23 protein-coding genes are annotated in these 23,927 nt (G+C 70.2%); 7 read left to right on the forward strand and 16 right to left on the reverse strand.

Translation table 11 applies throughout. The features are described 5' to 3' along the window. The first annotated feature begins 8 nt into the window (after positions 1 to 8). Entirely contained in the window at positions 9 to 695 is a 687-nt protein-coding gene (locus ABZT17_RS06075; RefSeq protein WP_356344260.1) for a gamma-glutamyl-gamma-aminobutyrate hydrolase family protein, read from the forward strand. Here the strand turns inward: ABZT17_RS06075 and ABZT17_RS06080 are convergent. Continuing rightward, positions 664 to 1,632 carry an aminoglycoside phosphotransferase family protein gene (locus ABZT17_RS06080; protein ID WP_356344262.1) on the reverse strand — a complete coding sequence of 323 codons (969 nt, stop codon included), beginning with the start codon at positions 1,630 to 1,632 and terminating at the stop codon, positions 664 to 666. The genes ABZT17_RS06075 and ABZT17_RS06080 overlap by 32 nt on opposite strands. A 124-nt stretch (positions 1,633 to 1,756) precedes the next feature. On the opposite strand from ABZT17_RS06080, the gene denD reads away from it, so the two are divergent. Beyond that, positions 1,757 to 2,752 (forward strand): D-erythronate dehydrogenase, encoded by a 996-nt coding sequence (gene denD, locus ABZT17_RS06085; protein WP_356344264.1) that lies wholly within the window; start codon positions 1,757 to 1,759, stop codon positions 2,750 to 2,752. Positions 2,753 to 3,107: 355 nt separating this feature from the next. Here denD and ABZT17_RS06090 read toward each other — a convergent pair whose 3' ends face one another. Continuing rightward, positions 3,108 to 4,046: a LysR family transcriptional regulator gene (locus ABZT17_RS06090; RefSeq protein WP_356344266.1), complete on the reverse strand. Its 939-nt coding sequence runs from the start codon at positions 4,044 to 4,046 to the stop codon at positions 3,108 to 3,110. A 70-nt stretch (positions 4,047 to 4,116) separates the two neighbouring features. Between ABZT17_RS06090 and ABZT17_RS06095 the strand changes: the two genes are divergently transcribed. Next, positions 4,117 to 5,241 (forward strand): TDT family transporter, encoded by a 1,125-nt coding sequence (locus tag ABZT17_RS06095; protein WP_356344268.1) that lies wholly within the window; start codon positions 4,117 to 4,119, stop codon positions 5,239 to 5,241. On the opposite strand, the gene ABZT17_RS06100 is transcribed toward ABZT17_RS06095, so the two are convergent. Further along, positions 5,153 to 5,878 (reverse strand): helical backbone metal receptor, encoded by a 726-nt coding sequence (locus tag ABZT17_RS06100; RefSeq protein WP_356344271.1) that lies wholly within the window; start codon positions 5,876 to 5,878, stop codon positions 5,153 to 5,155. The genes ABZT17_RS06095 and ABZT17_RS06100 overlap by 89 nt on opposite strands. Then, entirely contained in the window at positions 5,878 to 6,456 is a 579-nt protein-coding gene (locus ABZT17_RS06105) for an XRE family transcriptional regulator (RefSeq protein ID WP_356344273.1), read from the reverse strand. The genes ABZT17_RS06100 and ABZT17_RS06105 overlap by 1 nt, the downstream gene beginning before the upstream one ends. Before the next feature lie 404 nt (positions 6,457 to 6,860). Here ABZT17_RS06105 and ABZT17_RS06110 point away from each other — a divergent pair, with 404 nt between their 5' ends. Both ABZT17_RS06110 and ABZT17_RS06115 read left to right on the forward strand, forming a co-directional pair. After that, the gene (locus ABZT17_RS06110) at positions 6,861 to 7,790 is read left to right on the forward strand and encodes a 5'-3' exonuclease (RefSeq protein WP_356344460.1); all 930 of its coding nucleotides are present in this window, start codon (positions 6,861 to 6,863) and stop codon (positions 7,788 to 7,790) included. Between the two features lie 101 nt (positions 7,791 to 7,891). Then, on the forward strand, positions 7,892 to 8,737 hold the full coding sequence (locus tag ABZT17_RS06115) for a siderophore-interacting protein (protein WP_356344275.1): 846 nt from the start codon (positions 7,892 to 7,894) through the stop codon (positions 8,735 to 8,737). 151 nt (positions 8,738 to 8,888) lie between these two features. On the opposite strand, the gene ABZT17_RS06120 is transcribed toward ABZT17_RS06115, so the two are convergent. The 3 genes from ABZT17_RS06120 to ABZT17_RS06130 form a co-directional block, all read right to left on the reverse strand. Next, positions 8,889 to 9,665 carry an ABC transporter permease gene (locus tag ABZT17_RS06120; protein WP_356344278.1) on the reverse strand — a complete coding sequence of 259 codons (777 nt, stop codon included), beginning with the start codon at positions 9,663 to 9,665 and terminating at the stop codon, positions 8,889 to 8,891. Next, positions 9,662 to 10,678, reverse strand: a complete 1,017-nt coding sequence (locus ABZT17_RS06125; RefSeq protein ID WP_356344281.1) for an ATP-binding cassette domain-containing protein — start codon at positions 10,676 to 10,678, stop codon at positions 9,662 to 9,664. The genes ABZT17_RS06120 and ABZT17_RS06125 overlap by 4 nt, the downstream gene beginning before the upstream one ends. A 163-nt stretch (positions 10,679 to 10,841) precedes the next feature. Beyond that, positions 10,842 to 11,459: a PadR family transcriptional regulator gene (locus ABZT17_RS06130; RefSeq protein WP_356344463.1), complete on the reverse strand. Its 618-nt coding sequence runs from the start codon at positions 11,457 to 11,459 to the stop codon at positions 10,842 to 10,844. 243 nt (positions 11,460 to 11,702) lie between these two features. Here ABZT17_RS06130 and ABZT17_RS06135 point away from each other — a divergent pair, with 243 nt between their 5' ends. Continuing rightward, a complete protein-coding gene (locus ABZT17_RS06135; RefSeq protein WP_356344283.1) occupies positions 11,703 to 13,262 on the forward strand; it encodes an amino acid permease in 1,560 nt (519 codons plus the stop codon). Positions 13,263 to 13,297: 35 nt separating this feature from the next. Here ABZT17_RS06135 and ABZT17_RS06140 read toward each other — a convergent pair whose 3' ends face one another. Continuing rightward, entirely contained in the window at positions 13,298 to 13,879 is a 582-nt protein-coding gene (locus ABZT17_RS06140; protein WP_356344286.1) for a GNAT family N-acetyltransferase, read from the reverse strand. 67 nt (positions 13,880 to 13,946) lie between these two features. Between ABZT17_RS06140 and ABZT17_RS06145 the strand changes: the two genes are divergently transcribed. Next, positions 13,947 to 14,924, forward strand: coding sequence for an RluA family pseudouridine synthase (locus ABZT17_RS06145; RefSeq protein ID WP_356344289.1), 978 nt, complete (start codon positions 13,947 to 13,949; stop codon positions 14,922 to 14,924). On the opposite strand, the gene ABZT17_RS06150 is transcribed toward ABZT17_RS06145, so the two are convergent. From ABZT17_RS06150 to ABZT17_RS06185, 8 genes are all read right to left on the reverse strand, one after another. Further along, positions 14,876 to 16,228 (reverse strand): cytochrome P450, encoded by a 1,353-nt coding sequence (locus ABZT17_RS06150; RefSeq protein ID WP_356344292.1) that lies wholly within the window; start codon positions 16,226 to 16,228, stop codon positions 14,876 to 14,878. The two genes, ABZT17_RS06145 and ABZT17_RS06150, sit on opposite strands and share 49 nt — an antisense overlap. 58 nt (positions 16,229 to 16,286) lie before the next feature. Continuing rightward, the gene (locus ABZT17_RS06155) at positions 16,287 to 17,324 is read right to left on the reverse strand and encodes a hypothetical protein (protein ID WP_356344294.1); all 1,038 of its coding nucleotides are present in this window, start codon (positions 17,322 to 17,324) and stop codon (positions 16,287 to 16,289) included. 629 nt (positions 17,325 to 17,953) lie between these two features. Continuing rightward, positions 17,954 to 19,435 carry a cytochrome P450 gene (locus tag ABZT17_RS06160; protein ID WP_356344297.1) on the reverse strand — a complete coding sequence of 494 codons (1,482 nt, stop codon included), beginning with the start codon at positions 19,433 to 19,435 and terminating at the stop codon, positions 17,954 to 17,956. Positions 19,436 to 19,588: 153 nt separating this feature from the next. After that, the gene (locus tag ABZT17_RS06165; RefSeq protein WP_356344299.1) at positions 19,589 to 20,209 is read right to left on the reverse strand and encodes an ATP/GTP-binding protein; all 621 of its coding nucleotides are present in this window, start codon (positions 20,207 to 20,209) and stop codon (positions 19,589 to 19,591) included. Beyond that, entirely contained in the window at positions 20,190 to 20,636 is a 447-nt protein-coding gene (locus tag ABZT17_RS06170; RefSeq protein ID WP_356344302.1) for a DUF742 domain-containing protein, read from the reverse strand. The genes ABZT17_RS06165 and ABZT17_RS06170 overlap by 20 nt, the downstream gene beginning before the upstream one ends. Then, positions 20,633 to 21,040 (reverse strand): roadblock/LC7 domain-containing protein, encoded by a 408-nt coding sequence (locus ABZT17_RS06175; protein ID WP_356344304.1) that lies wholly within the window; start codon positions 21,038 to 21,040, stop codon positions 20,633 to 20,635. The genes ABZT17_RS06170 and ABZT17_RS06175 overlap by 4 nt, the downstream gene beginning before the upstream one ends. Continuing rightward, positions 21,037 to 22,659: an ATP-binding protein gene (locus tag ABZT17_RS06180; protein ID WP_356344307.1), complete on the reverse strand. Its 1,623-nt coding sequence runs from the start codon at positions 22,657 to 22,659 to the stop codon at positions 21,037 to 21,039. Before ABZT17_RS06180 ends, ABZT17_RS06175 begins: the two co-directional genes overlap by 4 nt. 279 nt (positions 22,660 to 22,938) lie before the next feature. Continuing rightward, entirely contained in the window at positions 22,939 to 23,565 is a 627-nt protein-coding gene (locus tag ABZT17_RS06185) for a helix-turn-helix domain-containing protein (protein WP_356344308.1), read from the reverse strand. Positions 23,566 to 23,927: the final 362 nt, after the last annotated feature.

The following is a 23,927-nucleotide window of genomic DNA, read 5'->3' on the forward strand; positions in this document are numbered from 1 at the left end:
GAGGGCGCATGGCGGGCAGACCGCTGATCGGCGTCAGTACATATCTGGAGGCCGGGGCGCGCTGGGGTGCCTGGGAACTGGAGGCCGCGCTGCTGCCGGTCGGCTATCCGCGCCTCGTCCAGCGGGCCGGAGGGCTGGTCGCGATGGTTCCGCCGGACGCTCCGGAACTGGCCGCGGCGACCGTCGCCCGGCTCGACGGCCTGGTGATCGCGGGCGGCCCGGACGTGGAGCCGGTCCACTACGGCGCCGAACCCCATCCCCGCACCGGTCCGCCGGCCCGGGCCCGGGACGCCTGGGAGCTGGCGCTGATCGACGCGGCCCTGGCGGCGCGGGTGCCGCTGCTCGGCATCTGCCGGGGCATGCAGCTGCTGAACGTGGCCCTCGGCGGCACCCTCGTCCAGCACATCGACGGCCACGCGGAGGTCGTCGGCGTCTTCGGCCGGCACTCCGTCAAGCCGGTCCCGGGCACGCGCTACGCCGAGATCGCCCCGGAGGAGGTCTCCGTACCGACGTACCACCACCAGGCCGTGGACCGGCTCGGCAGCGGTCTGATGCCGTCGGCCTACGCGGCCGACGGGACGGTGGAGGCGGTGGAGGTCCCGACCGCGGACCGCTGGGTGCTCGGCGTCCAGTGGCACCCCGAGATGGGCGAGGACCTCCGCGTCATGCAGGCCCTCGTCCGAGCCGCGTCCTGAGCCACTCCGTCGCCGCCGCTCCCTGGGCGCGCTGGAAGGCGCGCAGGGTGGGCAGGCCGGGCGGCGGGGGCAGCAGGGAGTGCTCCACGAAGTAGCCGGCCAGCGCCGCGAGTGTGGCGGTGACGGCGTCCGGGGCCGCGTCCCGGGCGAGCGGGTGCGCGGTGAACAGCTCCTGCGGGTCCGGTCCGCCCTGGGCCCGGACGCAGGGCAGCATGAGGAGCAGATCGAACCAGGGGGCGGCGCGCACCGCGTGCGGCCAGTCGACGAACACGACGCGGCCGCCGGCGGTGAGCAGCATGTTGTCGGCGCGCAGGTCGCCGTGGGCGAGCGTGTCGCCCGAGGCGGCGTCGGCCCATCCGGCGGCCAGCTCGGCGAGCAGCGGCAGGTGGGTGAGCGTCCAGTCGTCGAGGCGCCCGGGCGGGGACCCTGTCCGCCGGTCCCGTAGCCGCTGCCAGCCGGAGAAGGCCTCGGCCAGGTCCTCGGCCACCGGCGGGGCGGCCACGGGTGAGGGTGTGAGGGTACGGCCGAGCTCCGCCACCGCGTCGAGCACTCGCGTCAACTCCGCTCGCCGCCAAGGGACGTGGGGCTGTCGTCCGTCGACCTCCTCCAGGACGAGCGCGACCCAGGTGCCGTCGTCGTAGGTACCGAGAAGACGGGGTGCCGGGACGGTGGGCGGCAGGGCCGCGGTGTGACGGGCCTCGGCGCGGTGCATGTCCGGGCTTTGGGGGTTGGCGTGCGCGCTGACCGCCTTGACGAAGGCACGGCGGCCGTCGCCCGTGGCGACGCGGGTGGCGACGCCGGGCGAGAAACCGCCGGACTGGGTCTCGGCACGCACGACGGGTCCGCCCAGCACGCCGGCGACCGCGTCACGCACCTCGGCGGGAAGCCGCTCCCAGGGGACGCGGACGCCTGTGGCGGGCGGGGCGGTGGGGTTCATGGACGTCATGGTGGGGGCCGCAGGACAGGCCCCGCCACCGCTTTTCGCCGGCACGGACGTGTGGACGCCGACGGCCTCGGGGGCCAGGCTGTGGTGCGTCGGACACTCGCGTAGGAGACAGCGGATGAGGATCGTCGTCACGGGCGGCTTCGGTTTTCTGGGCGGGCGGGTCGCCGCCGCGCTGCTCGCGCGGCGCGCCCTCGGTGGGGAGGCGATCGACCGTCTGGTGCTCGTGGACCAGGTCGTACGGCCCGAGTCGCCGGTGTGGGCCGACCCGCTGGTGGAGGTGGTGCACGGCGCGCTGGCCGACCGTCTCGACGAGGTGTTCGCGGACCCCGTCGACCTGGTGATCCATCTCGCGGCGGCGGTGTCGGCGGCGTGCGAGGCGGACTTCGACCTGGGCATGAGCGCCAACGTGGACACGACCCGCGCCCTCCTGGAGGCAGCCAGGACCCAGTCGGCGTCCGGCGGCCGGGTGCCGCGTCTCGTCTTCTCCAGCAGCGTCGCGGTCTACGGCGGCGACCCGGCCCTCCCCTTGCCCGCGACGGTCAGCGAGTCGACGCTCCCCCTGCCCCGCACGAGTTACGGCACCCAGAAGCTGATCTGCGAGCAGCTGATCGCGGACTGCACGCGGCGCGGGTTCGTCGACGGGCGGGTGGCCCGTCTGATGACGGTCACGGTCCGCCCCGGCAAGCCGAACGCCGCCGCGTCGGGGTTCCTGTCCGGCATCGTCCGGGAGCCCCTCGCCGGTGTCCCGGCGATCTGCCCCGTCCGCCCCGGCCTCCGGGTGGCCCTGTCCTCACCGCGACGCGCGGTGGAGGGCCTGCTCCGCCTGGCCGAGGTCGAACGCGGCACGGGCCCCGGCCGCCTGGAGGGCGCCCTCCCCGTCAACCTGCCCGCCCTCTCGGTCACGGTGGCCGACATGCTGACCACCCTGCGCCGCGTCGCGGGCTCGCAAGTGGCCGACCTGGTCACGATCGCCCCCGACCCCACGACCGAGTCCATCGTCGGCTCCTGGCCGGCGGCGGTGGACCACACCCGAGCGGCAGGCCTGGGCCTGCACCCCGACCCCGACTTCGAGTCGATCATCCGCGCCTACCTCGACGACAAGCCCTCATAACCCGATTCGCCCCGCCCGAGACCGAGGCCGAACTCGCACGGCTCACCCCGACGTCGACAGCGCCACACCAGCGGAGTCTCGGGCCCGACTGGCCACCGCCGACCCATACGGCCACCGGCATCCCGAACCCCACCCACCCGCCGCAGAACGGCACCGCTCACCACCGAGCCCCACACCTCCCACCCCGCCCGACGCCCGACGCCCGACAACCAGCCGCACCTCCCAACCGCCACCCACCCCCGGGGACGGCACGACTCGACGCCGAGCCCGCACCACCCGGCCCGTCCGGCGTTTGAGGACGAGGTCGTTCAGGCCGAAGCGGGGGTCTGGGGGCGCAGCCCCCAAGGCGGTTCGGCTAACCCCGGGTCAGGGACAGCAGCTCTCGGGCCGGCCCCACCGGCCGATGCCCCGTCGGCCACACGGCCCGTAGGTCCCGTGCCAGCGCGACCCCCTCCACCGGCACCCGCACCAGCCGCCGCATCGCCAGCTCCTCCCCCACGGCGAGTTCGCTCAGCACCGCAGGCCCGGCGCCGCTCACCGCCGCCGCCTTCACCGCCGTCGTCGAGGACAGCTCGATCAGCGGCCGGGCGAGCCCGCCCAGCGCGGCGTCCAGCACCTGCCGGGTCCCGGAGCCCTCCTCCCGCAGGATCAGCGGGGTGGCCGCCAACTCCGAGGCCTCCAGCGGCCGTCGGCGCCGCGCCCACGCGTGCCCGGGCGCCGTCACCACGATCAGCCGGTCATGGGCGATGACCGCGAAATCCAGCCCCGGCGGCACACTCACCCCCTCCACGAACCCCAGATCCGCCTCCCCGGACAGCAACCGCTCCGCCACCGCCGCCGAGTTCCCCGCGAGCAGGGACACCGCCGTGTCGGGCCGGCCGGCCCGCAGCGCGAGCAGCCACCCCGGCAGCAGGTACTCCGCGATCGTCATGCTCGCCGCCACCCGCAGCCGCGAGTCCCGCCGGTCCCGCAGCGCCTGAGCGCCCACGTCGAAGGCCTCCGCCGCCTCCACGATCCGCCGCGCCCAGTCCGTCACCAGCGCCCCGGCGTCGGTCAGCCGGGACCCCCGGGGCGAACGGTCCACCAGCGCCACCCCGAGCTGCCGCTCCATCGACCGGATCCGGCTGCTCGCCGCCGGCTGGGTGATCCCCACCTCACGAGCCGCCGCGCCCAGACTCCCCAGCCGCGCCACCGCCAGCAGCAGCTCCAGCGCCCCGAGATCGGGCACCCGGTGCGCCAGCGTCCCGCCGGGCACGGGACGCGCGGTGTCCGATCGCTCCTCCGCCTCGCTCATAACCCCAGTTTATGTCCCCATAGAGACAGAGTCCCTGGTCGCCGCGGCCCCCCGGCGAGACGGTGGACACATGGTCACCGCCGTCCGTCACCTCGGGCCCAACTGGTACGCCACCGTCATGGGCACCGCCGTAGTCGCCACCGCGGGAGCGACCCTCCCCCTCGGCGTCCCCGGCCTGCGCACCGTCCGCGCGGCCGTCTGGGCGCTCTCCCTCGCCCTTCTGCTGACCCTCCTCGTCGCCCGCGCCCTGCACTGGCACCACCACCGCGACCAGGCCCGCGCCCACCTCCTCGACCCGGCGACCGCTCCCTTCTACGGCTGCCTCGCCATGGCCCTGCTGGCCGTCGGCGGCGGCGCCCTCACCGCCGGCCGGCCCTGGATCGGACTCGGCGCGGCCCTCGCGCTCGACGCCGTGCTGTTCACCGCCGGGACGGTCGTGGGGCTGGCGGCCGCCGTCGCGGTCCCGTACCTCATGGCCGTACGACACAGGGTGGAGCCCCGTCAGGCCACGCCCGTGTGGCTGCTGCCGCTGGTCGCGCCCATGGTGTCCGCGGCGCTCGGTCCTTCGCTGGTGCCGTATCTGCCGCCGGGGCAGCCGCGTCAGACCCTGCTTCTCGCGTGTGTCGCGCTGTTCGGGCTGAGTCTGTTCGCGACGCTGCTGATGCTGCCGCTGGTCTTCGCCCGGCTGGTCACCGGCGGGCCCCTGCCGCTCGCCCTCACGCCGACGCTGTTCCTGGTGCTGGGCCCCCTTGGGCAGTCCACCACCGCCGTCGGCAGGTTCGCGGACGTGGCACCGGGCGTCGTAGCGGCGCCGTACGGCGAGGGCTTCGGTGTGCTCGCCGTGCTGTACGGCGTGCCGGTCATGGGCTTCGCCCTGCTTTGGCTGGCGTTCGCGACCGCTCATGTCGTACGCGCCCGCCGGGACGGAATGGGGTTCGCCATGACCTGGTGGGCGTTCACCTTCCCGGTGGGCACCTGTGTCACGGGGGCGGAGAGCCTGGCCCGCCGTCTCGACCTCTTCGTGTACGACTGGCTGGCGGTCGGGCTGTACGGCGTCCTCGTCGCCGCCTGGGCCGTCGCCGCCCTGCACACCGCGCGGGGTCTGCTCAGCGGAGAGCTGCTCGCAGGGCCTCGCCCAGCACGTGTGGTGCTTGCGTCAACGACGGCCCGTACCACGTCAGATGCCGTCCGCTGACGAGCGCGCAGCGCAGCCCGGGGAAGGCCTCCGGCCCTTCCTCGGCCGTGAAGCGGTACGGCTCGTCCGGGAGGACCACGAGGTCGGGGGCGGCCGCCCGCAGCTCTTCGAGCGGGACGCGGGGGTAGCGGTCGGGGTGCGTCGTGTACACGTGCTCCACGCCGAGGCGGGAGAGGACGTCACCCGCGAAGGTGTCGCGCCCCAGGACCATCCAGGGCCGACGCCAGACGGGGACCACCGCGGTGCTGCGGCGCTCGGGGGGCCGCAGCGTCGTCCAGATCTCTTCGGCCTCGTCCAGCCAGCGGGGGCGGGAGGGTGCTCCGCAGGCGTCGAGGACCTCGCTGAGCTGGTGAAATGCCTGTGGTATGTCACATACCACTGTCACCAGGACCTCGACGCCCGCCTCTCGCAGCGCCTCCACATCGCCCTCGCGGTTCTCCTCCGCGTTCGCCACCACCAGGTCCGGCGCGAGGGCGAGGACGCGGTCCAGCTTCGGGTTCTTGGTGCCGCCGACGCGCGGTACGTCCAGGCCGGCCGGGTGCGTGCACCAGTCGGTGGCGCCGACCAGGGCGCCGGGGACCGACACCGCCACGGCTTCCGTGAGGGACGGGACCAGCGAGACGACCCGCGGCGGCACTACCGCTGCCGGTCCTGGACCGCCTCGACGTGCTCGGCCACCGCGACCACGAGCAGGCGGGTGTCGGGCACGGTCGCGCGCCAGCGGTGGCGCACGCCACCCGTCAGGTACAGGGTGTCGCCGCGGCCCAGCCGGTAGGCGCGGCCCTCCGCCTCGATCTCCACGGCGCCTTCGGCGACGAACATCAACTGGTCGTTGCGGTACTGGAATTCACGGCCGGCCTCATGGTCGCCGATGAACTCCGAGGCGTGCATCTGGTGGTGACCGCGCACCAGGGAGCGCACACGCGGTTCGGGACCCGGCTCCGGACCCTCCGCGCGCACCACGTCCACGCTGCACGCCGGGTCGGCGGCGGCGAGGAGCTCCACGGCCGTCGTACGCAGGGCGTCGGCGACCTTCTCCAGGGAGGTACGGCTGGGGCGGGCCCGGTCGTTCTCGATCTGGCTCAGGAAGGGGACCGACAGACCGCTGCGCTCGGCCACGGCGGCCAGGGTGAGTTCCAGCGCGCGGCGCCTGCGCCGTACGGCCGCGCCCACGCGCAGCGGCTGTTCCTTGTGGTCGTCTTTGTGGTCGCCCATCGCTCCGGCTCCCTCCCTCGCTCGTCGGTCCCGGCACTCCTGAGGAGTGCTCTGCTTCTGAAGAGTTCTCTGCACCTTACGCAGGTTCGGCAAACTGTTTCATGCGACCGTCACACACCCGTAAACAGCGCGTGCGGTCAATTCGCCAACTCTCGTCAGTAGACCAGTTCCCTGGACGCTTCGGGTCCGCATTTCTCCTCGGTTCCGAAGAGCGTGAACAGCGGGGACGGTGATGTGGCCGGCCGACCTCGGGGGTTGGTGTAGCGCTGTGTGGTTGGCCGGATTCCGTTCGTGTCGTGGACACGAACCGCGGCGCCCGCTACGGCGGAGCCGGGCGGCGACGGGCCGAGCCGCGCGGACGCCGGCTGCTCACCGACGGGTGACTGTCAGTCCTGTACGGCATGATGCGAGACGTGACCGGACGACTGATGCTCCTCGACACCGCCTCGCTCTATTTCCGCGCCTATTTCGGCGTCCCGGAGTCCGTGAAGGCCCCGGACGGCACTCCGGTGAACGCCGTGCGCGGACTGCTGGAATTCATCGACCGCCTGGTCAAGGACCACCGCCCCAGCGATCTGGTGGCCTGCATGGACGCCGACTGGCGCCCGCAGTGGCGGGTCGACCTCATCCCCTCCTACAAGGCGCACCGTGTGGCCGAGGAGCACGAGGCGGGTCCGGACGAGGAGGAGGTGCCGGACACGCTGTCGCCACAGGTGCCGGTGATCGAGGCGGTGCTGGACGCGCTCGGCATCGCGCGGGTGGGCGTCGAGCCGTACGAGGCGGACGACGTGATCGGCACCTTCACGGCGCGCGCGAAGATCCCGGTCGACATCGTGACCGGCGACCGCGACCTCTATCAACTCGTCGACGACCAGCGGGGGGTGCGCGTCCTCTACCCCCTCAAGGGCGTCGGCTCGCTGCAGCTGACCGACGAGGCGTGGCTGCGCGAGAAGTACGGGGTCGACGGGCCGGGGTACGCGGCTCTGGCGCTGCTGCGCGGCGACCCGAGCGACGGTCTGCCGGGTGTGCCGGGCATCGGCGAGAAGACGGCCTCGAAACTGCTCGCCGAGTTCGGGGACCTGGCCGGGATCATGGCCGCGGTGGACGATCCGAAGGCGAAGCTCACACCGTCGCAGCGCAAGCGGCTCGACGAGGCGCGGCCGTACGTCGCGGTCGCCCCGAAGGTCGTCAAGGTCGCCGACGACGTCCCGCTGCCGGACGTGGACACCGCCCTGCCGCACACTCCGCGCGACCCGTCCGGGCTGGCCGAGCTGGGGGCGCGCTGGGGGCTGGGCGGCTCACTGCACCGGCTACTGAGCACGCTCGGCACGTAAACGACGTTCTCGTTTCCGGAAATATAACTCTCTTTAAAGTGTTACCCGGGGGAGGGGTGCTAACTTAGGTAAGCCTAAGCCAGAAAGCATGGGAGGCCGTCATGGCAGAACGTCCGGCTCGGAGGCCGCGGAAGCCCCATTCCGCGCAGGTCGTCCGCACAGAACGGCTGACCCCGCACATGCAGCGCGTGGTCCTCGGAGGCGAGGAGCTGGCCGGTTTCACGGCCGACACCTGCACCGACCACTATGTGAAGCTGCTGTTCCCCCCGGCCGAGGGCGTGACCTATCCCGAGCCCTTCGACATGGAGCGCATCCGGGAACAACTCCCGCGCGAGCAGTGGCCGGTGACGCGGACGTACACCGTGCGGGCCTTCGACCCGGAGTCCCTCGAACTGACCCTGGACTTCGTGGTCCACGGCGACGAGGGCCTCGCCGGCCCGTGGGCGGCGCGCGTCCAGCCGGGCGAGACCGTGCGCTTCATGGGCCCGGGCGGCGCCTACGCGCCCGATCTCAGCGCCGACTGGCATCTGTTCGCCGGTGACGAGAGCGCTCTACCCGCGATCGCCCGGTCCCTGGAGTCGCTCCCCGGGGGTGCCGTCGCCCATGCCTTCATCGAGGTGTCCGGCCCCGAGGAGGAGCAGAAGATCGACTCCGACGTGGAGGTCGTCTGGCTGCACCGCGGAGACCGGCCCGTCGGCGATCTGCTCGCCCAGACCGTACGGGCGCTGGAGTTCCCGGAGGGCCGGATGCACGCCTTCGTCCACGGCGAGGCGCACTTCGTGAAGGAGCTGCGCCAACTGCTGCGTGTCGAGCTGCAGATCCCCCGCGAGGACCTGTCGATCTCCGGCTACTGGCGCCTCGGCCACAACGAGGACGGCTGGCAGGCGTCGAAGCGGGAGTGGAACGCACGCATCGAGTCGGAGCAGGAGGGGGCCCCGGCGGCCTGACCCGGGCTCCGCCCTCCGCAGCTCGGAGTCCCGGGCACGGCACTACGGCCCGCGCACCGGCGCGGGCCGCTTTCTGTTGCGCCTACGGCGACCGCCGAGTCACGCTTGCACCGACCCCCGAGTCGCGCTTCCACCGACCGCTGATTCGCGCCTACACCGACCGCTGATACGACCGGAACGTCCGGATCGACAGCCACACCGCCGCGATCGCGAGTGCCAGCAGCGCCCCTCCCCGGCTGAGCACGTCGCCCCAGTCGGGGTGCGCGGACAGGGCCGAACGGCCCGCGACCATCGCCCAGTTGAGCGGGTTGAAGTCCGCGATGTGTCGCATCCAGGAGGGCATCTGCGACGGCGCCATGAAAGCGCTCGACAGGAAGGTCAGTGGCAGCAGCAGGAAGGTGTTGATGCCGATGATCGACTCCCGCTCCCGCACCAGCATCCCCAGCGCATTGGACAGCGCCCCGAAGACGGTGCCGAGCAGCACGGCGGCGAGGACCAGGATCGCGACACCGCCGACGCCACCCGGGTAGTCGGCACCGCCCGCCAGGGCCAGCAGCACGATGACGACCGACTGGAACGCGGTGACCAGGCCGTTGTTGACGACGTTGCCGTTCATCAGCGCGGCCCGGCTGACCGGTGTGGTCAGGAACCGGTTGAGGGTGCCGCGCTGGATCTCCTCCAGCGTGCCCATGCCCGCCCACATGTTGGAGCTGAGCGCACTCATCACCACCACACCCGGGACGAGATAGGTGAGGTAGGTGGTGGTGCCGAAGCCGCCCAGCTCGACGACCTTCTTGAACAGGTTGCCGAACAGGAAGAGCCAGATCACCGGCTGGATCAGAGTGATGATCGCGTACGCCGGCTGGCGTGTGAACACCATGAGTTGACGCTGCGTCATGTACCAGGTCTGGGAGACGGCCGTGCTCATCGCGCACCTCCGGCGAGGACGAGGTTCCCGGTGGCTTCGGTGTCCGCCTCGGAGTAACGGCGGCCCGCGTAACGGAGGTAGACGTCGTCGAGGGAGGGCCGGGCGACGGTCGCGGCGGCGACCCCGACCCCGGCCCGCTCCAGGGCCGCGAGCAGGGCGGGCACGGCGGTCGCACCGTCGTCGGCGCGGACACTGATCCGGCGGCCGTCGATCAGCACCTCGTGCATGCCGGGCAGTTGACCGATGGCGCCCTGGAGCAGGGTCCGCCCGGCCTCGCCGACCGCCTCGCCCAGTTCCAGGTGGACGGCGTCACCGCGGAGTTCCCCCTTGAGGGAGTCCGGGGTGCCCTCGACCACGACCCGGCCCCGGTCGACGATGGCGATGCGCTCGGCGAGCCGGTCGGCCTCGTCGAGGTAGTGCGTGGTGAGGAGGATCGTCAGCCCCTCCTCCCCCGCCAGCCGGTCGATCTCGTCCCACATGGCGGTGCGGGCCTCCGGGTCGAGCCCCGTCGTCGGCTCGTCGAGGAACAGCACCTCGGGCCGGTGCACCAGGCCGAGGGCCACGTCCAGGCGGCGCCGCATTCCACCGGAGTAGGTCTTGACCGGACGCCGGGCGGCCTCGGCGAGGCCGAAGCGGTCGAGCAACTCCTCCACGCGGACGCCGAGGGCGGCGCCCTTCACGCCGTAGAGCCTGCCCTGGAGTTGGAGGTTCTCGCGGCCCGTGGCGACGGGGTCGGCTCCGGAGTTCTGGGCGACCACTCCGATCGCGCGGCGCACCCGGTCGGGGTGGCGCAGCACATCGTGCCCGGCGACGGTGGCGGTGCCCGAGTCGGGGCGGGCGAGGGTGGTGAGGATCTTGACGGTGGTGGACTTGCCGGCGCCGTTCGGACCGAGGAGGCCGAAGACGGTGCCCGGTTCGACGGTGACGTCCATGCCGGCGAGGGCGGTGACATCGCCCGGGTAGGTCTTGATCAGGCGGCGCGCTTCCACGGCGGGCGCACGGGTACTACTCATGACGACAGCTCCTGAGTGAGCGGATGACAACTGATCCGCGTGGGGAGCGCCGGGCTATCCTGGGTGTGCCGCACCTCGATCGCCTGGCCTGCCGCACGGCGGAGTCAGTTCGGGGTTCGAGACCCCGGCCGGGCTGCTGCAACAGCTCGTCCGGGGTCGTTCCTCACTGGGTGAACTCGGGTGGCAGCTCCCCCGTTTCATGCAGGTGCCGCCAACCGTCGACGCCGGGCAGCGAGCCCTTCCTGATCTCCTCCAGGAAGCCGCGGACCCACTCCGCCTGCGCCTCGGTCATGTGCAACTGGTACTCGACCTCCACCAGGAAGAGCCTGGGGACGGTCTCGTACAGCTTCTCCAGGGCCCCGCGGGCGCCGGCCGCCTGCACGTCCAGGGCCTTCACCCGCTCCGCGAGCAGGCGCACGACGTCGTCCGGGTGGACCACCCCGATGAGCGACAGCGCGGTCTCGAAGATCGGGAACTCCTTGGCCGGTTCGGCCAGCAGATCGGACATCCATTCGGTCGTCTCCTCGCGACCGGCCTCGGTCACCCGGTAGACCGTGCGCTCGGGGCGGTTGCCCTGCTGCTCGACATCGGCGACCTCGACGAAGCCGTGCTTCTCCAGGTTCCGCACGACCGTGTAGAGCGAGCCGTACTTGATCTTCGTGCTGGAGTCCTTGCCCTGCCGGCGCAGGGTCTGGGCGATCTCGTAAGGATGCATGGGCTTCTGCCAGAGGGTGACCAGCACGGCGAGCGCCAGCGGATTGCCGAGCTTGCGGCGCTTCATCACCACGACGGGCCACCTCCCTTACCCATTACCTCGCTCACGAATATCCGTAGCCGAACATATCGCGATCCATCGAGGCTCGTCAACACTCACGATGTATCGCGTTTTGATGTGCATAGCAAGCACGTGAGGACTTGGGCCCGCCCCCGACATACCGGCGTGACGCGCGCGAAACAGCCGCTCCCTAATTTCTGTCGCCTGACAGGAATCCACTCAGGATCCGCGCCGAAGGCAGGTGCCGCCGTGACGACAACCGCCCCCTCCGACGTACGCCCCGACCCCCCGCACGCACCGGACGACGGCTCTCTCGCCGAGTTCGGCTACCGCCAGGAGCTGCACCGCAGCCTGGGCCGCTATGCCTCCTTCGCGGCCGGCTTCTCGTTCATCTCGGTCCTCACGACCGTCTTCCAGTTCTTCGCCTTCGGGTACGCGTTCGGCGGCCCCGTCTTCTTCTGGGCCTGGCCGGCGGTACTGGTCGGGCAGTTGCTGGTGGCCGCGTGCTTCGCGGAACTCGCCGCCCGCTACCCGATCTCGGGCGCCATCTACCAGTGGTCGTCGCGCCTGTCGAACGTCACCTTCGGCTGGTTCGCGGGCTGGATCATGGTGATCGGCCAGATCGTGGTGGTGGCCGCGGCGGCGCTCGCCCTCCAGATGGTGCTGCCGGCGATCTGGTCGGGCTTCCAACTCGTGGGCACCGACTCGGCGGTGACCTCTCAGGACGGCGCGGCCAACGCGGCCGTACTCGGCGTGATCCTGCTGGTCCTGACCACGATCGTGAACATCGTGGACAACAGGGTGATGTCGGTGATCAACCGGGTCGGAGTGACCGCGGAGATCATCGGCGCGATCCTGATCATCGTCCTTCTGCTGACCCACTCCAAGCGCTCGCCCGGCATCACCTTCCACACCGAAGGCGCCGCGAGCTCGGGCCTGTTGGGCGCCCTGCTCATCGGCTCGTTCACGGCGGCGTACGTGATGATCGGCTTCGACAGCGCGGGCGAGATGAGCGAGGAGACGCACAACCCGAGGCGTACGGCGCCTCGCACGATCCTCACCGCGCTCGCCGCGGCCGGCCTCCTGGGCGGCCTGGTCATCCTCGGCGGCCTGCTCGCCGCCCCCAGCCTCACCGACGGCCATCTCGGCGTCGACGGCCTGAGCTACGTCCTGACCAGCCGCCTCGGCGACGGGGTGGGCAAGGCGCTGCTCGCCGACGTGGTCGTGGCGATCGCGGTGGCGACCCTGGCCATCCAGACGGCGGCCTGCCGCATGCTGTTCTCGATGGCCCGCGACGGCCAGCTCCCGTTCTCCAGGCGCCTCGCCCACGTCAACCCGCGTACCGGTATGCCCAGCGCCCCCGCCGTGGTGGTGGGCGTCCTGGCGGCGGCCCTGCTCCTGCTGAACTTCGCCTCACCGGACGCGTTCCTGGCCATCGGCACGACCTGCATCGTGATGCTGTACCTGGCGTACGCGATGGTCACCGGCCCCCTTCTCCTACGGCGTCTGCGCGGCGAGTTCACCTCGGAGGGCACCGACGAGACGGGCGCCAGGCTCTTCTCCCTCGGCCGCTGGGGCATCCCCGTCAACGCCCTCGCCCTCCTCTACGGCCTCCTCATGACCCTCAACCTGGCCTGGCCCCGAGCCACGGTGTACGACCCGGCGGGCGGGCACTGGTACTTCCAGTGGTTCACGGTGCTGTTCCTGGCGGCGACGCTGATCCTGGGCGCCGCATTCAGGCTGTACCGAAACCGGACCGGCGCCGGAACGACGTCGCCGGAGAGGCCGGTGCAGGAGGCGGCGGCCTAGAAATCCGGCCCCCTCCTCCCCTACGGGGTCAGTGATCAGTCCCCCCGAACCCGTCCGTGCAGATGCATGTCGTGCCATCCGTCCTGGTGCAAGGCGGCACTGCGCTTGACGCCCTCCAGGGCGAACCCCGCCTTCTCGGCGACCCGGCAGGACGGTTCATTGGCCACCGCGTGCAGGAGTTCGAGGCGATGGAATCCGATCTCCTCGAAGGCCCAGCGGGTCAGGGTTGCCGTCGCACGAGTGGCGACACCCTGGCCCCGGGCCGCCGCCGTGGTCCAGTACGCCACCTTGGCGAGACCGTCGACGAGGTGGATGCTCCGCAGCGCGACCCGGCCCAGCAGCCGATCGCTGTCCGCGTCGACCACGGCCCACTGGGCGTCCCGCTCCCCCTCCCACTCCTTCTCCCACCCCTCGATCCACCCGGCGACCTCCGCCTCGGAGTCGCTGCGCCGGATGTGCCACTGATGCATCAACGGATCCTGAAAGGCCTCATGCACAGCAGCGACATCCCGCCCCCGCCAGGGCCGCAGAACCAGCCCGTCACCGGTGGGGAGCACGGGCTGGGGGCTACGGGAGAGGGTTCCCGGGGGCAGGACGGGGGCGGTGGTGTAGGGCATGGTGCGCATCCTGCCGGGAGTACTCGGACGGTCCAACGGGTTTTCCGGGGCCGTAGGCTTGATCGCGATGACACGCAGACGACGGACCCCGCCCTCTCCGCTGCCTCAACGGCACGGAGTGGATCCCGTGCGAGTCAGGCTGCCGGCCGAGGGGCCGTGGGCCACCGTCCGCACCTACCTGGTGGAGCGACTGAGTGGAGCCGGGGTCGGGGTGGTCGACAGGATGTTCGAGGCGGGCGAGATAGTCGGCGTCGACGGACGCGCCGTCGCATCCGACGCGGCGTACGAACCCGGCATGTTCGTCTGGTTCCACCGGGAACTGCCCGACGAGGTACCGGTGCCGTTCCCGCTGGAGGTCGTCCACCGGGACGAGCACATCGTGGTCGTCGACAAGCCACACTTCCTGTCCACCATCCCGCGCGGCAGCCACGTCAGGGAGACCGCCGTCGCCCGACTGCGCCGGGAGCTCGGCATCCCGACGCTGGGCGCGGCGCACCGGTTGGACCGGCTCACAGCCGGACTGGTGCTGTTCACGTTGCGGCCCGAGGAGCGGGGCGCATACCAGTCCCTGTTCGCCGATCGGCGGGTGCGGAAGGAGTACGAGGCGGTGGCGCCGTACGATCCCGCTCTTGCTCTGCCTCGGACCGTGCGCAGCCGGATTGTGAAGGACCGAGGGGTGCTCGCTGCTTACGAGGTGGCCGGCGAGCCGAACGCCGTGAGCCGTGTCGAGTTGATCGGGCACCGGGCGGAAAGCGGTCTGGGCCGGTACCGATTGACTCCGCACACCGGGCAGACCCATCAGCTCCGCGTCCACATGAACACCCTCGGGCTGCCCATCCTCGGTGATCCGCTCTACCCGGTGGTGGCCGCCGCCGTGCCGGCTGGTGACTTCCGGCGCCCGCTCCAACTACTGGCACGGGCACTGGAGTTCACCGATCCGGTCACCGGGGTGGAGCACCGGTTCCGCAGTGCGCGGGCACTTCAGGCCTGGTTCTCCTACGACGACTGGGCGGGCTCGCGCTCCACACACTCGACCCGTACGTGAAGGTCGTGCGGAGCCAGGGTCATGCGGGGTTCCACCTTCGGGGGTCGGCTGTCGACGGGCGAGAGCCGCCATCGGGTCACGATCGTGGCCAGGGCCAGCGTCGCCAGGGTCATCGCGTAGTTGTCGCCGATGCACTTCCGCGCCCCTCCGCCGAAGGGAATGAAGGCGCCGCGCATGTGTTGCTCCTCCGGAAGCCACCGATCGGGATCGAATGAGCCGGGGCGCGGATTGAACCGTTCGTCGTGGTGAATGAGGTACGGACTGTAGACCAGGGTGGTCTCCGGGGGGATCACGGCGTTCGCCAGCCGAGCTTCCGTGGCGGTCGTCCGAGTCAATATCCATCCGGGCGGGTACAGGCGCAGGGTCTCGGTGATGACCCGACGCGCGAGGTCGAGCTGGGGGAGGTCGTCCCAGGTGGCGGTCCGGGTGCCGAGAGCCTTGGTCGTCTCGGTGCGCAGCCGCTCCTGGATGTCGGGGTACTGGCACAGGAGATGCGCCGCCCAGGTGAGAGCCACTGCGGTGGATTCGATGCCGGCGACCAGCAGGGTCATGATCTGCGCGTGGATCTCGGCATCGCCGAGGGCGCCTCCCGCGTCGTCACGCGTCTTGAGCAGCATCGACAGCACGTCGCCGTGAGTCTCGTCGTCCTGCCGGTACAGGCTGATGGTCTTGCTGACCTCTGCCCAGGCGCGGTTACGGGCCCGTTTGTAGCGCAGGTTCGACGGAAGTGGCAGTCGGTTCAGCCAGGGAGGGAGAACGGCCTGCTGGTAGATGCCTCGGAAGATGTCCGGCAGACACTCCTTCACGGTGTCTATCGCGGGTTCCGCGGCTTTGGCGGTGAACAGTGTCCGAGCGATGGTGCCACTGGCGAACGTGTACAGCTGAGTGGCTACGTCAACAGTCTGTCCTTCGCTCCAGCCGGTGGTGAGTGTTTCGATCTGCTCGGTCATGATGGCGGCGTACTCATGCAGGCAGGAGCGTGAGAAAGCCGGCTGCAAGGTGCGCCGCTGTCGCCGGTGGGCGCTGTGGGGGCACGAGGCGAGCCCCTCCCCGAGCGCGTTCCCGATCCGTTCGATGATGGGTCCGCCCTTGTCGTAGACGCGGTCGTGCAGAAGGACCTCCTGCACGAGCTCGGGGCGGCACACCACGACAGCCGTTTGGGGACCTAACCGTATCTGTACCAGGTCACCGTGGGAGCCGAGGGTTTTCAGGAAGTGCAGCGGGTCGCGGAGCAGGGGGACCAGATGCCCGACGATCGGCAGTGCCCCTGGAGCCTGTGTGATGCCTTCATGGTCCATTGCCATGGCGCGTTGGCCCTTCTTGTCGATCCGGGATGTCGGCGAATCAGTGCACCGAGCCGCACTACGCCGATGCATGCTCCTGACTCGGAAGGAGCACCTGCAGGTGAGCGTGTTGCTGATCCGCCTCACCCAAGGTCGAGGGCATTGCGTAACGGGTGGTGTTCCCGTACCACTCCAGACATCCGTTGGTCCACTGCCTCATTCCGGCAGTGACCTGCAGGATCTCCTGGCGGACTCCGGACGGCACACCACGGCTCGTCAAGAAGGGCACGAGTCGCTCTTCCGCTGCCAGGAAATCGGCCACTCGCCTCCGCACCTTCGCAACGGTCGATTCGATGGCTTCCTGCAGCGAAATGCCGACAGCATGCTGGGTCACGATGACAACGTTGTGGAAATCGCCACGCTTGTTGTCGAGGTGCACCGAATGCAGGTCGTTCTGCCAGGCGACCACATCGCTCGCGGCGTCGATGATCTCGCGGAACAGGCCTGTCTCGTATATGCCGTCGGGTACCTCCGTGTCGAGGCTGAGTTCGACAAGGTCGAAGCCGAACTCCATGCCAACGGACAGTCGCCTGGTGTGAGTGAAGCTGTCGATCCCCGGCGGAGTACCGCGGAACCGATTCTCGGATTCCTCGGCGAACCCTTGGAAGAACAGGTCCAGGTGGCGGTTCAACCGCCTGAGCAGCGCGGGTGAGAGCCTCTCAGCGGTACGCACGGAAAGGTCTGTGAGCGCCTGCGTGAAGGGAGTTCGCTCCCTGGCGGGGGCCCGGTCTTCCCCGGTGTCGATGATGTCCATCAGGCGGCGGTGGACCGGTGCCCACGCCTCCGGAGTGTCGTAGACCTTCAGAGTGTGCAAATCGTCCAGGATGAAAGTGAAGAAGAGCCATTCCGCGCAGAGGCATAGATCGCGGAACGAGGCTTCCGGATAGGTCCAGGCGACAAAGCGCCCGTAGCCTGCCTCCAGCCGTTCCCGGCCCCCCTGAGTCTCTGCCAGCCCCAGCCGTTCGCCGAGCGAGCGGACGTACTCCTCGATCTTCTCGGTGTACGGGCTCAGATTCGGGGTGGCGGGTTCCGGATACGTCGGGATCACAGCGTGCACGAGTTCCTCCAGGTCTGCGGCGCCTGAGTGCTTGCGGCTGACGAGCTGTGGTCCTCCCCCTTCCGTGATGGCGCGAACGCGTCGTACCGCCATTGCTGGTACGCCCTTTAATCACATCGCAGTTGGGTCCGCACCGGTAGTGGGCGCCATTGATCGAGTCATGAACGCTTTTGAACGCCCCCTAGACGGTTGTTGGTTCAGAACCCGGTGAACAGTGCCCATGGCGGCTCTCACGAGGTCCACGTCATCAGTAGACGCAGGGCCACCACGCGAGGCAAGCGATCGACAGGGGGCGCATGAGGGCGCAAAAGCGATCGCGCACGCACATCGAACGGTCCGTTCGCCGCACACACCGCTCAACGCGCCGATGCGCCGGAGCTCGTGGCAATGAGCCGGCGCACAGGTGACGAGGGGTGGTGAACAGAAAGGGGGCAAGGCAATGATCGATGCCGGCCGGTGGGCGAACGTGGGGCAGGCTCGATCCGCGAGGAGTCTATTCCTCGTACGTCTGATCGTGAACCTGGTGGCCCGATACCGTCAGCCGGATCGAGCCACCAGGCCCCAAGTAACGAGCGTGCCCGGTACGGGTAGATGTCACGTACCGGGCAGACGTGCGGAGTGCGGTCGGCTCAGTCGCCGCGCCACCAGCGCAGGAGGCGTCGGAAGACGTTCTGTCGGGCAGCTGGTTCGGGCATCGCCGTCGGCGTCGGAGCGGCGGGCTTCGAGGCTGCGGGACGTTCGGTGGCGGCCGACGGCTGCACGTTGCTGACTTCCCAGTCGTTCGGGCGCTGCTGCGGCAACGGGTTGATGGAGGGCCGCTGCATGACGTCCTGTTGGGGCTTCGGCGCGAACTTCGCCGGGAGTTCCACGAGGTGGCGGTTGGAAATGGACTCCCGCCACCTCAACTCATCCTCGTCACAAGCGAGTTCGACGTCCGGGAGTCGGGTCAGCAGCGCGTCGACGCCGACGTCGGCGATGGCTCGGCCGATGTCCTGACCCGGGCACTCGTGGGGGCCGCCGCTGAAGGCCAGGTGTGACCGGTTGCCGTACATGTTGGCGTTGGGCTCGGGACGGACGCGCGGGTCTGCGTTGCCCGGCGCCATGCCCAGGATGAGGCCGTCCCCCTTGCGGATGCGCTGGCCGCCCAACTCGGTGTCCTGCTTGGCGACGTACGGGAGAATGGTGCTGAACGGCGGCTCGTCCCACAGGGACTGCTCGACCGCCTGCGGCACCGTCATCTGACCGCCGTTGAGCTGGGCGCGGAATCCCGGGTCGGTGAGTACCACGCGCAGCACGTTGGCGAGCAGGTTCGCCGTGGCCTCGTACGAGACGATCAGGACGACGCGCAGGTGGTGTCCGACCTCCTCGTCCGTGAGCCCTGCCGGGTGGTTGATCAGGTGGCTGGTGAAGTCGTCCTCGGGCTGCGCCCGGCGGCGCACGGCATGCCGCATCAGGACGTCCATGAGGTACGCGTTGCTGGCGATGGCGGTCTCGGTGCCCTTGAGCATGTCGCGGGCGGCATGCACGATCTGGTCGTTGTACTCGTCCGGCATGCCGAGGATCTCGCACATCACGGCCATCGGCAGGTGCTCGGCGAACTGGCTGACCAGATCGACCCGGCCCTCCTCGCAGAACTTGTTGACGAGGTGCTGGGTGGCGCGGTTGATGTAGCGGCGGATGCCTCGGTGGTCGATGGTCGACATGGCACCGGTGACCGCGCCGCGTAGCCGCAGATGCTCCTCGCCCTCGGCATGGCAGCAGATGGGCTGCCAGGCGACGATCGGCATGAGGGGGTGGTCGGGCTTGACCGTGCCGTCCTGCAGACACGTCCACAGCCGGGTGTCACGGGTGTACCGGGTGGGTGTAGCCACCATCTGCAGGTTCTCGGTATGCCCCAGCACCACCCAGATGGGCACGTCCTCATGCAACAACGCCGGCGCCACACTCCCATGCTCCGCCCGCAGCTCCTCGTACACCGCCCCCAGATCCTCCGCATCGGGCCCGTACAGCCGGCGCAGTCCGCCGGGGCCGGTGCCGTGGGCGGGGCAGCCGGGGGGTGGGGCGGTGGTGGGTTCGTGGGTGGTGGGTGGGAAGAGGGGTTCTCGGCTCACGATGGTCGCTCCGAAGGTTCCGAAGATGAAGTGGATCCGGGTGGTACGAGAGGGATTGGGGTCCTGTTGGCACGACGACAGCGGATCGGGCCCGTTGGCACGAGCGAGGATCGGCCCCGTCGGCACGAAAGTTGATGTCCTCTCCCCCGTCGCTCAGACGTTCGCCCGAGCCGTAGCCAGTGAATGGAGGAAGTGCATCAGGGTCATCAGGACGTCCCGGCTGGAGGCGCGGCGGCGGGCGTCGCACTCGATGATCGGGATCTCCTTGGGCAGGTCGAGTGCGGTGCGCAGGTCGTCGACGGGGTAACGGGGCGCGTCCGGGAAGGAGTTGACGGCGACCACGAAGGGCACACCACGCTCCTCCAGGCGCCCTATGACGTCGAAGCTGACCTCCAGACGACGCGTGTCGATCAGTACGACCGCGCCGAGGGCGCCCTCGAACAGGCCGTTCCACAGGAACCAGAAGCGCTCCTGGCCGGGGGTGCCGAAGAGGTAGAGCACCAGTTGGTCGGTGATGCTGATACGGCCGAAGTCCATGGCCACGGTGGTGGCCGTCTTGGTGTCGGAGCCGTAGTTGTCGTCGACCCCGATCCCGGCCTGCGTCATGGTCTCCTCGGTGGTCAGCGGCCTGATCTCGCTGACCGAGCCGACCATCGTCGTCTTGCCGACTCCGAAGCCGCCCACGATCACGATCTTCACCGCCGCCTGGGCCGTCTGCGGCAGATGATCCTCTGTGCGTGGTCCGGGGATGGTGTCAGAGCCTTTGAAGTCCATGCATCACCGCTTCGAGAAGGGAACGGTCGGGGAGCGTCGCCTGCCGGACGACCGGGGCGCGCGCCTGCACCAGTTCGGCCGCCAGCATCTCGGTGAGCAGCACGGTCACCACACTGAACGGCAGGTTCAGATAGGCAGAGAGCTCGGCCACCGACAGGGGGGCCGTGCAGAGCCGGAGGATCGCCGACTGCTCCGGCGTGGCGGAGGGCGGCGGGTCGGCGCCGGCCACGACTAAGGTGACCAGGTCGAGGTCGGCTCGCTGTCCGTCCGGCCCGGCGACCACGTAGAGCCGCTCCGGGGCCTTCGGATCGCCCTCTTTGGCCTCCTTGGCTTCCTTGCCGGCTTTGACCTCTCCGCCTTCCGCGACGAGAGGTGTCGGGGGTGGTACTTCCTTGGCGAATCGCCGTCGGCGTTGCGGAGGAGTCATACGGTCTGCCCGTTGCGCCGCGGCGGACTGGTGAGATGGGCGCCGATTCTGACGACGAGGTCGCGCATCCGGTTGCTCATCAGCCCGGGTTCGGCGACCACGTCGGAGAGAACCGCGAGGTAGGCGTTGGGGCCCGCGGCCATCAGATAGAAGTAGCCGCCGTTGATCTCGATGAGCACCATCTTCATCCGGCCGTCGCTGTCCGGGATCTCATGGGCCACGGCACCGGCCAGGCTCTGCAGGCCGGCGCAGGCCGCCGCCACGCGGTCGGCCGCGTCCGGATCGCCCCCGTAGCGAGCGATGCGCAGGCCGTCGGCGGAGAGCACCACGATCATCTCGATGCCCGGTACTCCGTCGGCGAGATCCTTGAGCATCCAGTCGAAGTTGGCTCGCTGCTGGATCACTTGTGGTCCCTCTCGTCGTCGGCCTCAACGCGGGCCGGCTCGTTGTTCGGCTGGGGGGTGTCGAACGGGTCGGGCGTGCCCTTCAGGCCGTTCCAGAACGCCTCGACCCAGAGCCCCGGTTCGGGCTCGTCCTGCTTCTCGGGCTCCGGCTCCGGCGCGGGCGTCGCCCAGGCGGGCCGCCCCTCGCGCGCCTCGCGGGCCTCACGGGCTTCCCGGGCCTCCCGCTCGGCGCGTTCGGCGGCGGCCTGTTCGGCGATCCGCACGCTGAGCGGGGTCTTGACCCGACTGCGCCGCTGGGGCAGTCCGCCCGCGGTCCACTCGGTGACGACGGGGACCTCGTCCTCCATGGACACCCCTGCCGGGATGCGCGGGCTGGTGGGGCGGCGTCGCTTGGGGGCTCGCTTGGGACCTTCCGGACCCCCGAACTCGACCTTGGGTGCCGCTGCCGCGCCGACGCCGTGGGCGAGGCCGGGCGCGGGATCGGTGGTCATCATCGCGCGCGGCACGACGAGGACGGCGCGGACGCCGCCGTACGCCGAGGAGCGCAGCGAGATCTGCATGTCGTACGCCTTGCACAGACGGCCGACGACGGCGAGGCCCAGACGCGGGGAGTCGCCGAGCTCCTGGAGGTCGACACCGGCCATGGCCTGCTCCAGCATCCGCTCGGCCTTGGCCCGCGCCTCCTCGCTGAGGCTGACGCCGGCGTCCTCGATCTCGATGGCGATACCGGTCTGCACCTCACTGGCGATGACGTGCACCTTGGTCTGCGGCGGCGAGTAGCGCGTGGCGTTGTCGAGGAGTTCGGCGCAGGCGTGGATGACCGGCTCGACGGAGATGCCGGCGATGTTGACCTTGGCGATGTTGTCGAGCGAGATGCGCCGGTACTCCAGGATGCGGGACATGGCGCCGCGCAGCACGCTGTACAGCGGGACGGGCGCCGGCCACTGGCGTCCGGGCCGGCCACCGCCGAGCACCGAGATGGAGTCGGCGAGGCGGCCGATCAGCGCGGTGCCGTGGTCGATGCGGAGCAGGTCGTCGAAGACCTCGGGGTTGCGCCCGTGGTCCTCCTCCATCTCCCGCAGTTCCTTGTTCTGCTGGTGGACGATCGCCTGGACGCGCCGGGCGATGCTGACGAAGGAGCGCTGGGAGGAGTCCCGCAGGGCTTCCTCGGTGTCGACGATGTCGAGCACCTTCCTCAGCAACCGGAGCTGTCCCTGGGAAAGTTGGCCGTAGCTCGGGTCGATGTCGGCGATTCGGCGAATCACCTCTCCGGGGGAATTTCCGGCGCGCAACCAGTTCAGCGCGGCCGGCGTGATCTCCTCCGCGAGACGGAGCATCTCCTGGTCGTGGCCCGCGATGCGCCGTTCCAGATACGCAGTGTGACGGGCGTTCTCGTCACGCAGGGTGCGCAGGGCGCGGCCGCGTCGTACCGCTTCGGCCGCCGTCGCGATGACCAGGAGCGTCGCTACGGCGCCGCACCAGCCGACGGCCGCACGGGCCGGCTCGGCCACCGCCGCGACGGCGGCTCCGGTCGCCGCGGCCATCAGTATGGCGGGGAACAACAGCACGCGCGCGTACGGAAGTTCACGGCGCCCGGGCGGGGACTGAACACTCACCATGTAGGCCCTCTGAACGAATCGGCTGGGAGTATCACATATGGGGAACAAGCGCACGAATACACCTCAACTCGGTGCGCTGCGGGCGAGCTTAGTCCGACCGGATCATCGCCGTGTCATATTCAGCAAGCACCTGAAAAGGGGCGCGCGAAGCGAGTACTCTCAGCTCCATTTACACGCTGCGCCCTCACTCGCACACACTGCGTCACGAAGAATGGGTGTACGAAACTCACTCGCTGTGACGGGTGAAGACCGCCTTCAGGCAGTAACTTCTACGGCGCCTCAGACGCCCGCGATACGCAGGGCGGCGTCCGCCGTGGCCTCCGCAAACACCGACACGGAACGCTCGGGGTCGGATCGGTGCACGAGGATCACGCCCTCGATCAACCCGAAGAGCAGATCCGTCCGCAGCTCCAGCTCGCTCTTGGCGAGCCCTCCGCCCGCCGCAGTGGCGGCCAGCAACTGCCGGTAGGCGTCCTTGAGTTCGGCGCGCACGGCATGGAACCCGGCGAACCGGTCGGCCCGCACCTCGGGCAGCAGGTACAGCCCGCCGAGGTTGTGCGAGCCGCCGCACAGCAATTCCACGTCCGTCCGGCACAGCTCCCACAGCCGCTCCTCGGCCGGGCTCGCGTCGTCGGCGAGCAGCTCGCGCGCGTACGCGAGCGAGGGCGTGACCGTGGACTCCAGGAGATCGGCGAGGAGTTCCTCCTTGCCGGAGACGTAGTGGTACATGGACGCCTGGCGCATGCCCGCACGCTCGGCGACCGCCCGTGTGGTGGTGGCCGCGTAGCCGCGGGTGGTGAACAACTCGGCGGCCGCCGCGAGGAGTTCGTCGCGCGGCGAGAGCCCGCTGTCCGGCCGCTGCGCGGCCCTCGGCCGGCCGACCCGGCGCCCACCTGTCGTCCCCATGCGTTCGATCCTCGCACACCGCCCCGCACGTCGATCTCCGGACGATCCCGCCGAGAGCTCAGCAACCGACACGGCGAAGACTCGGCAACCGGCACAGCGAGCGCCCGGCACCCGGCATGGCAAGGGCTCAGCGACCAACCGGCGAGAACTCGGCAACCGACACGGCGAGCGCCCGGGACCCGGCACGGCAAAAGCTCAGCAACCGGCACGGCGAGCGCTCGGCAGCCGCCACAGCAAGGGCCAGCAACCAACCCGCCGAGAGCCCGGGACCCGGCACAGCAAGGGCTCAGCAACCGACCCGCCGAGAGCCCGGCACCCGCCACGGTGAGGGCTCGGTAACCGACCGGCAACGCGTGGGCAAT

The organism is Streptomyces sp. NPDC005648, assembly GCF_040605395.1.
GTDB lineage: Bacteria > Actinomycetota > Actinomycetes > Streptomycetales > Streptomycetaceae > Streptomyces.

Excerpts from the sequence above, each read along its gene's own strand:
- ABZT17_RS06165 (WP_356344299.1), bottom strand. The coding sequence starts at position 20,209 with ATGGACTTCAAAGGCTCTGACACCATCCCCGGACCACGCACAGAGGAT.
- ABZT17_RS06145 (WP_356344289.1), top strand. The coding sequence starts at position 13,947 with ATGACACGCAGACGACGGACCCCGCCCTCTCCGCTGCCTCAACGGCAC.
- ABZT17_RS06075 (WP_356344260.1), top strand. The coding sequence starts at position 9 with ATGGCGGGCAGACCGCTGATCGGCGTCAGTACATATCTGGAGGCCGGG.
- ABZT17_RS06130 (WP_356344463.1), bottom strand. The coding sequence starts at position 11,459 with ATGAAGCGCCGCAAGCTCGGCAATCCGCTGGCGCTCGCCGTGCTGGTC.
- ABZT17_RS06110 (WP_356344460.1), top strand. The coding sequence starts at position 6,861 with ATGCGAGACGTGACCGGACGACTGATGCTCCTCGACACCGCCTCGCTC.
- ABZT17_RS06105 (WP_356344273.1), bottom strand. The coding sequence starts at position 6,456 with ATGGGCGACCACAAAGACGACCACAAGGAACAGCCGCTGCGCGTGGGC.
- ABZT17_RS06120 (WP_356344278.1), bottom strand. The coding sequence starts at position 9,665 with ATGAGCACGGCCGTCTCCCAGACCTGGTACATGACGCAGCGTCAACTC.
- ABZT17_RS06185 (WP_356344308.1), bottom strand. The coding sequence starts at position 23,565 with ATGGGGACGACAGGTGGGCGCCGGGTCGGCCGGCCGAGGGCCGCGCAG.
- ABZT17_RS06125 (WP_356344281.1), bottom strand. The coding sequence starts at position 10,678 with ATGAGTAGTACCCGTGCGCCCGCCGTGGAAGCGCGCCGCCTGATCAAG.
- ABZT17_RS06150 (WP_356344292.1), bottom strand. The coding sequence starts at position 16,228 with ATGGCAATGGACCATGAAGGCATCACACAGGCTCCAGGGGCACTGCCG.
- ABZT17_RS06170 (WP_356344302.1), bottom strand. The coding sequence starts at position 20,636 with ATGACTCCTCCGCAACGCCGACGGCGATTCGCCAAGGAAGTACCACCC.
- ABZT17_RS06095 (WP_356344268.1), top strand. The coding sequence starts at position 4,117 with ATGGTCACCGCCGTCCGTCACCTCGGGCCCAACTGGTACGCCACCGTC.
- denD (WP_356344264.1), top strand. The coding sequence starts at position 1,757 with ATGAGGATCGTCGTCACGGGCGGCTTCGGTTTTCTGGGCGGGCGGGTC.
- ABZT17_RS06090 (WP_356344266.1), bottom strand. The coding sequence starts at position 4,046 with ATGAGCGAGGCGGAGGAGCGATCGGACACCGCGCGTCCCGTGCCCGGC.
- ABZT17_RS06080 (WP_356344262.1), bottom strand. The coding sequence starts at position 1,632 with ATGAACCCCACCGCCCCGCCCGCCACAGGCGTCCGCGTCCCCTGGGAG.
- ABZT17_RS06140 (WP_356344286.1), bottom strand. The coding sequence starts at position 13,879 with ATGCCCTACACCACCGCCCCCGTCCTGCCCCCGGGAACCCTCTCCCGT.
- ABZT17_RS06180 (WP_356344307.1), bottom strand. The coding sequence starts at position 22,659 with ATGGTGAGTGTTCAGTCCCCGCCCGGGCGCCGTGAACTTCCGTACGCG.
- ABZT17_RS06115 (WP_356344275.1), top strand. The coding sequence starts at position 7,892 with ATGGCAGAACGTCCGGCTCGGAGGCCGCGGAAGCCCCATTCCGCGCAG.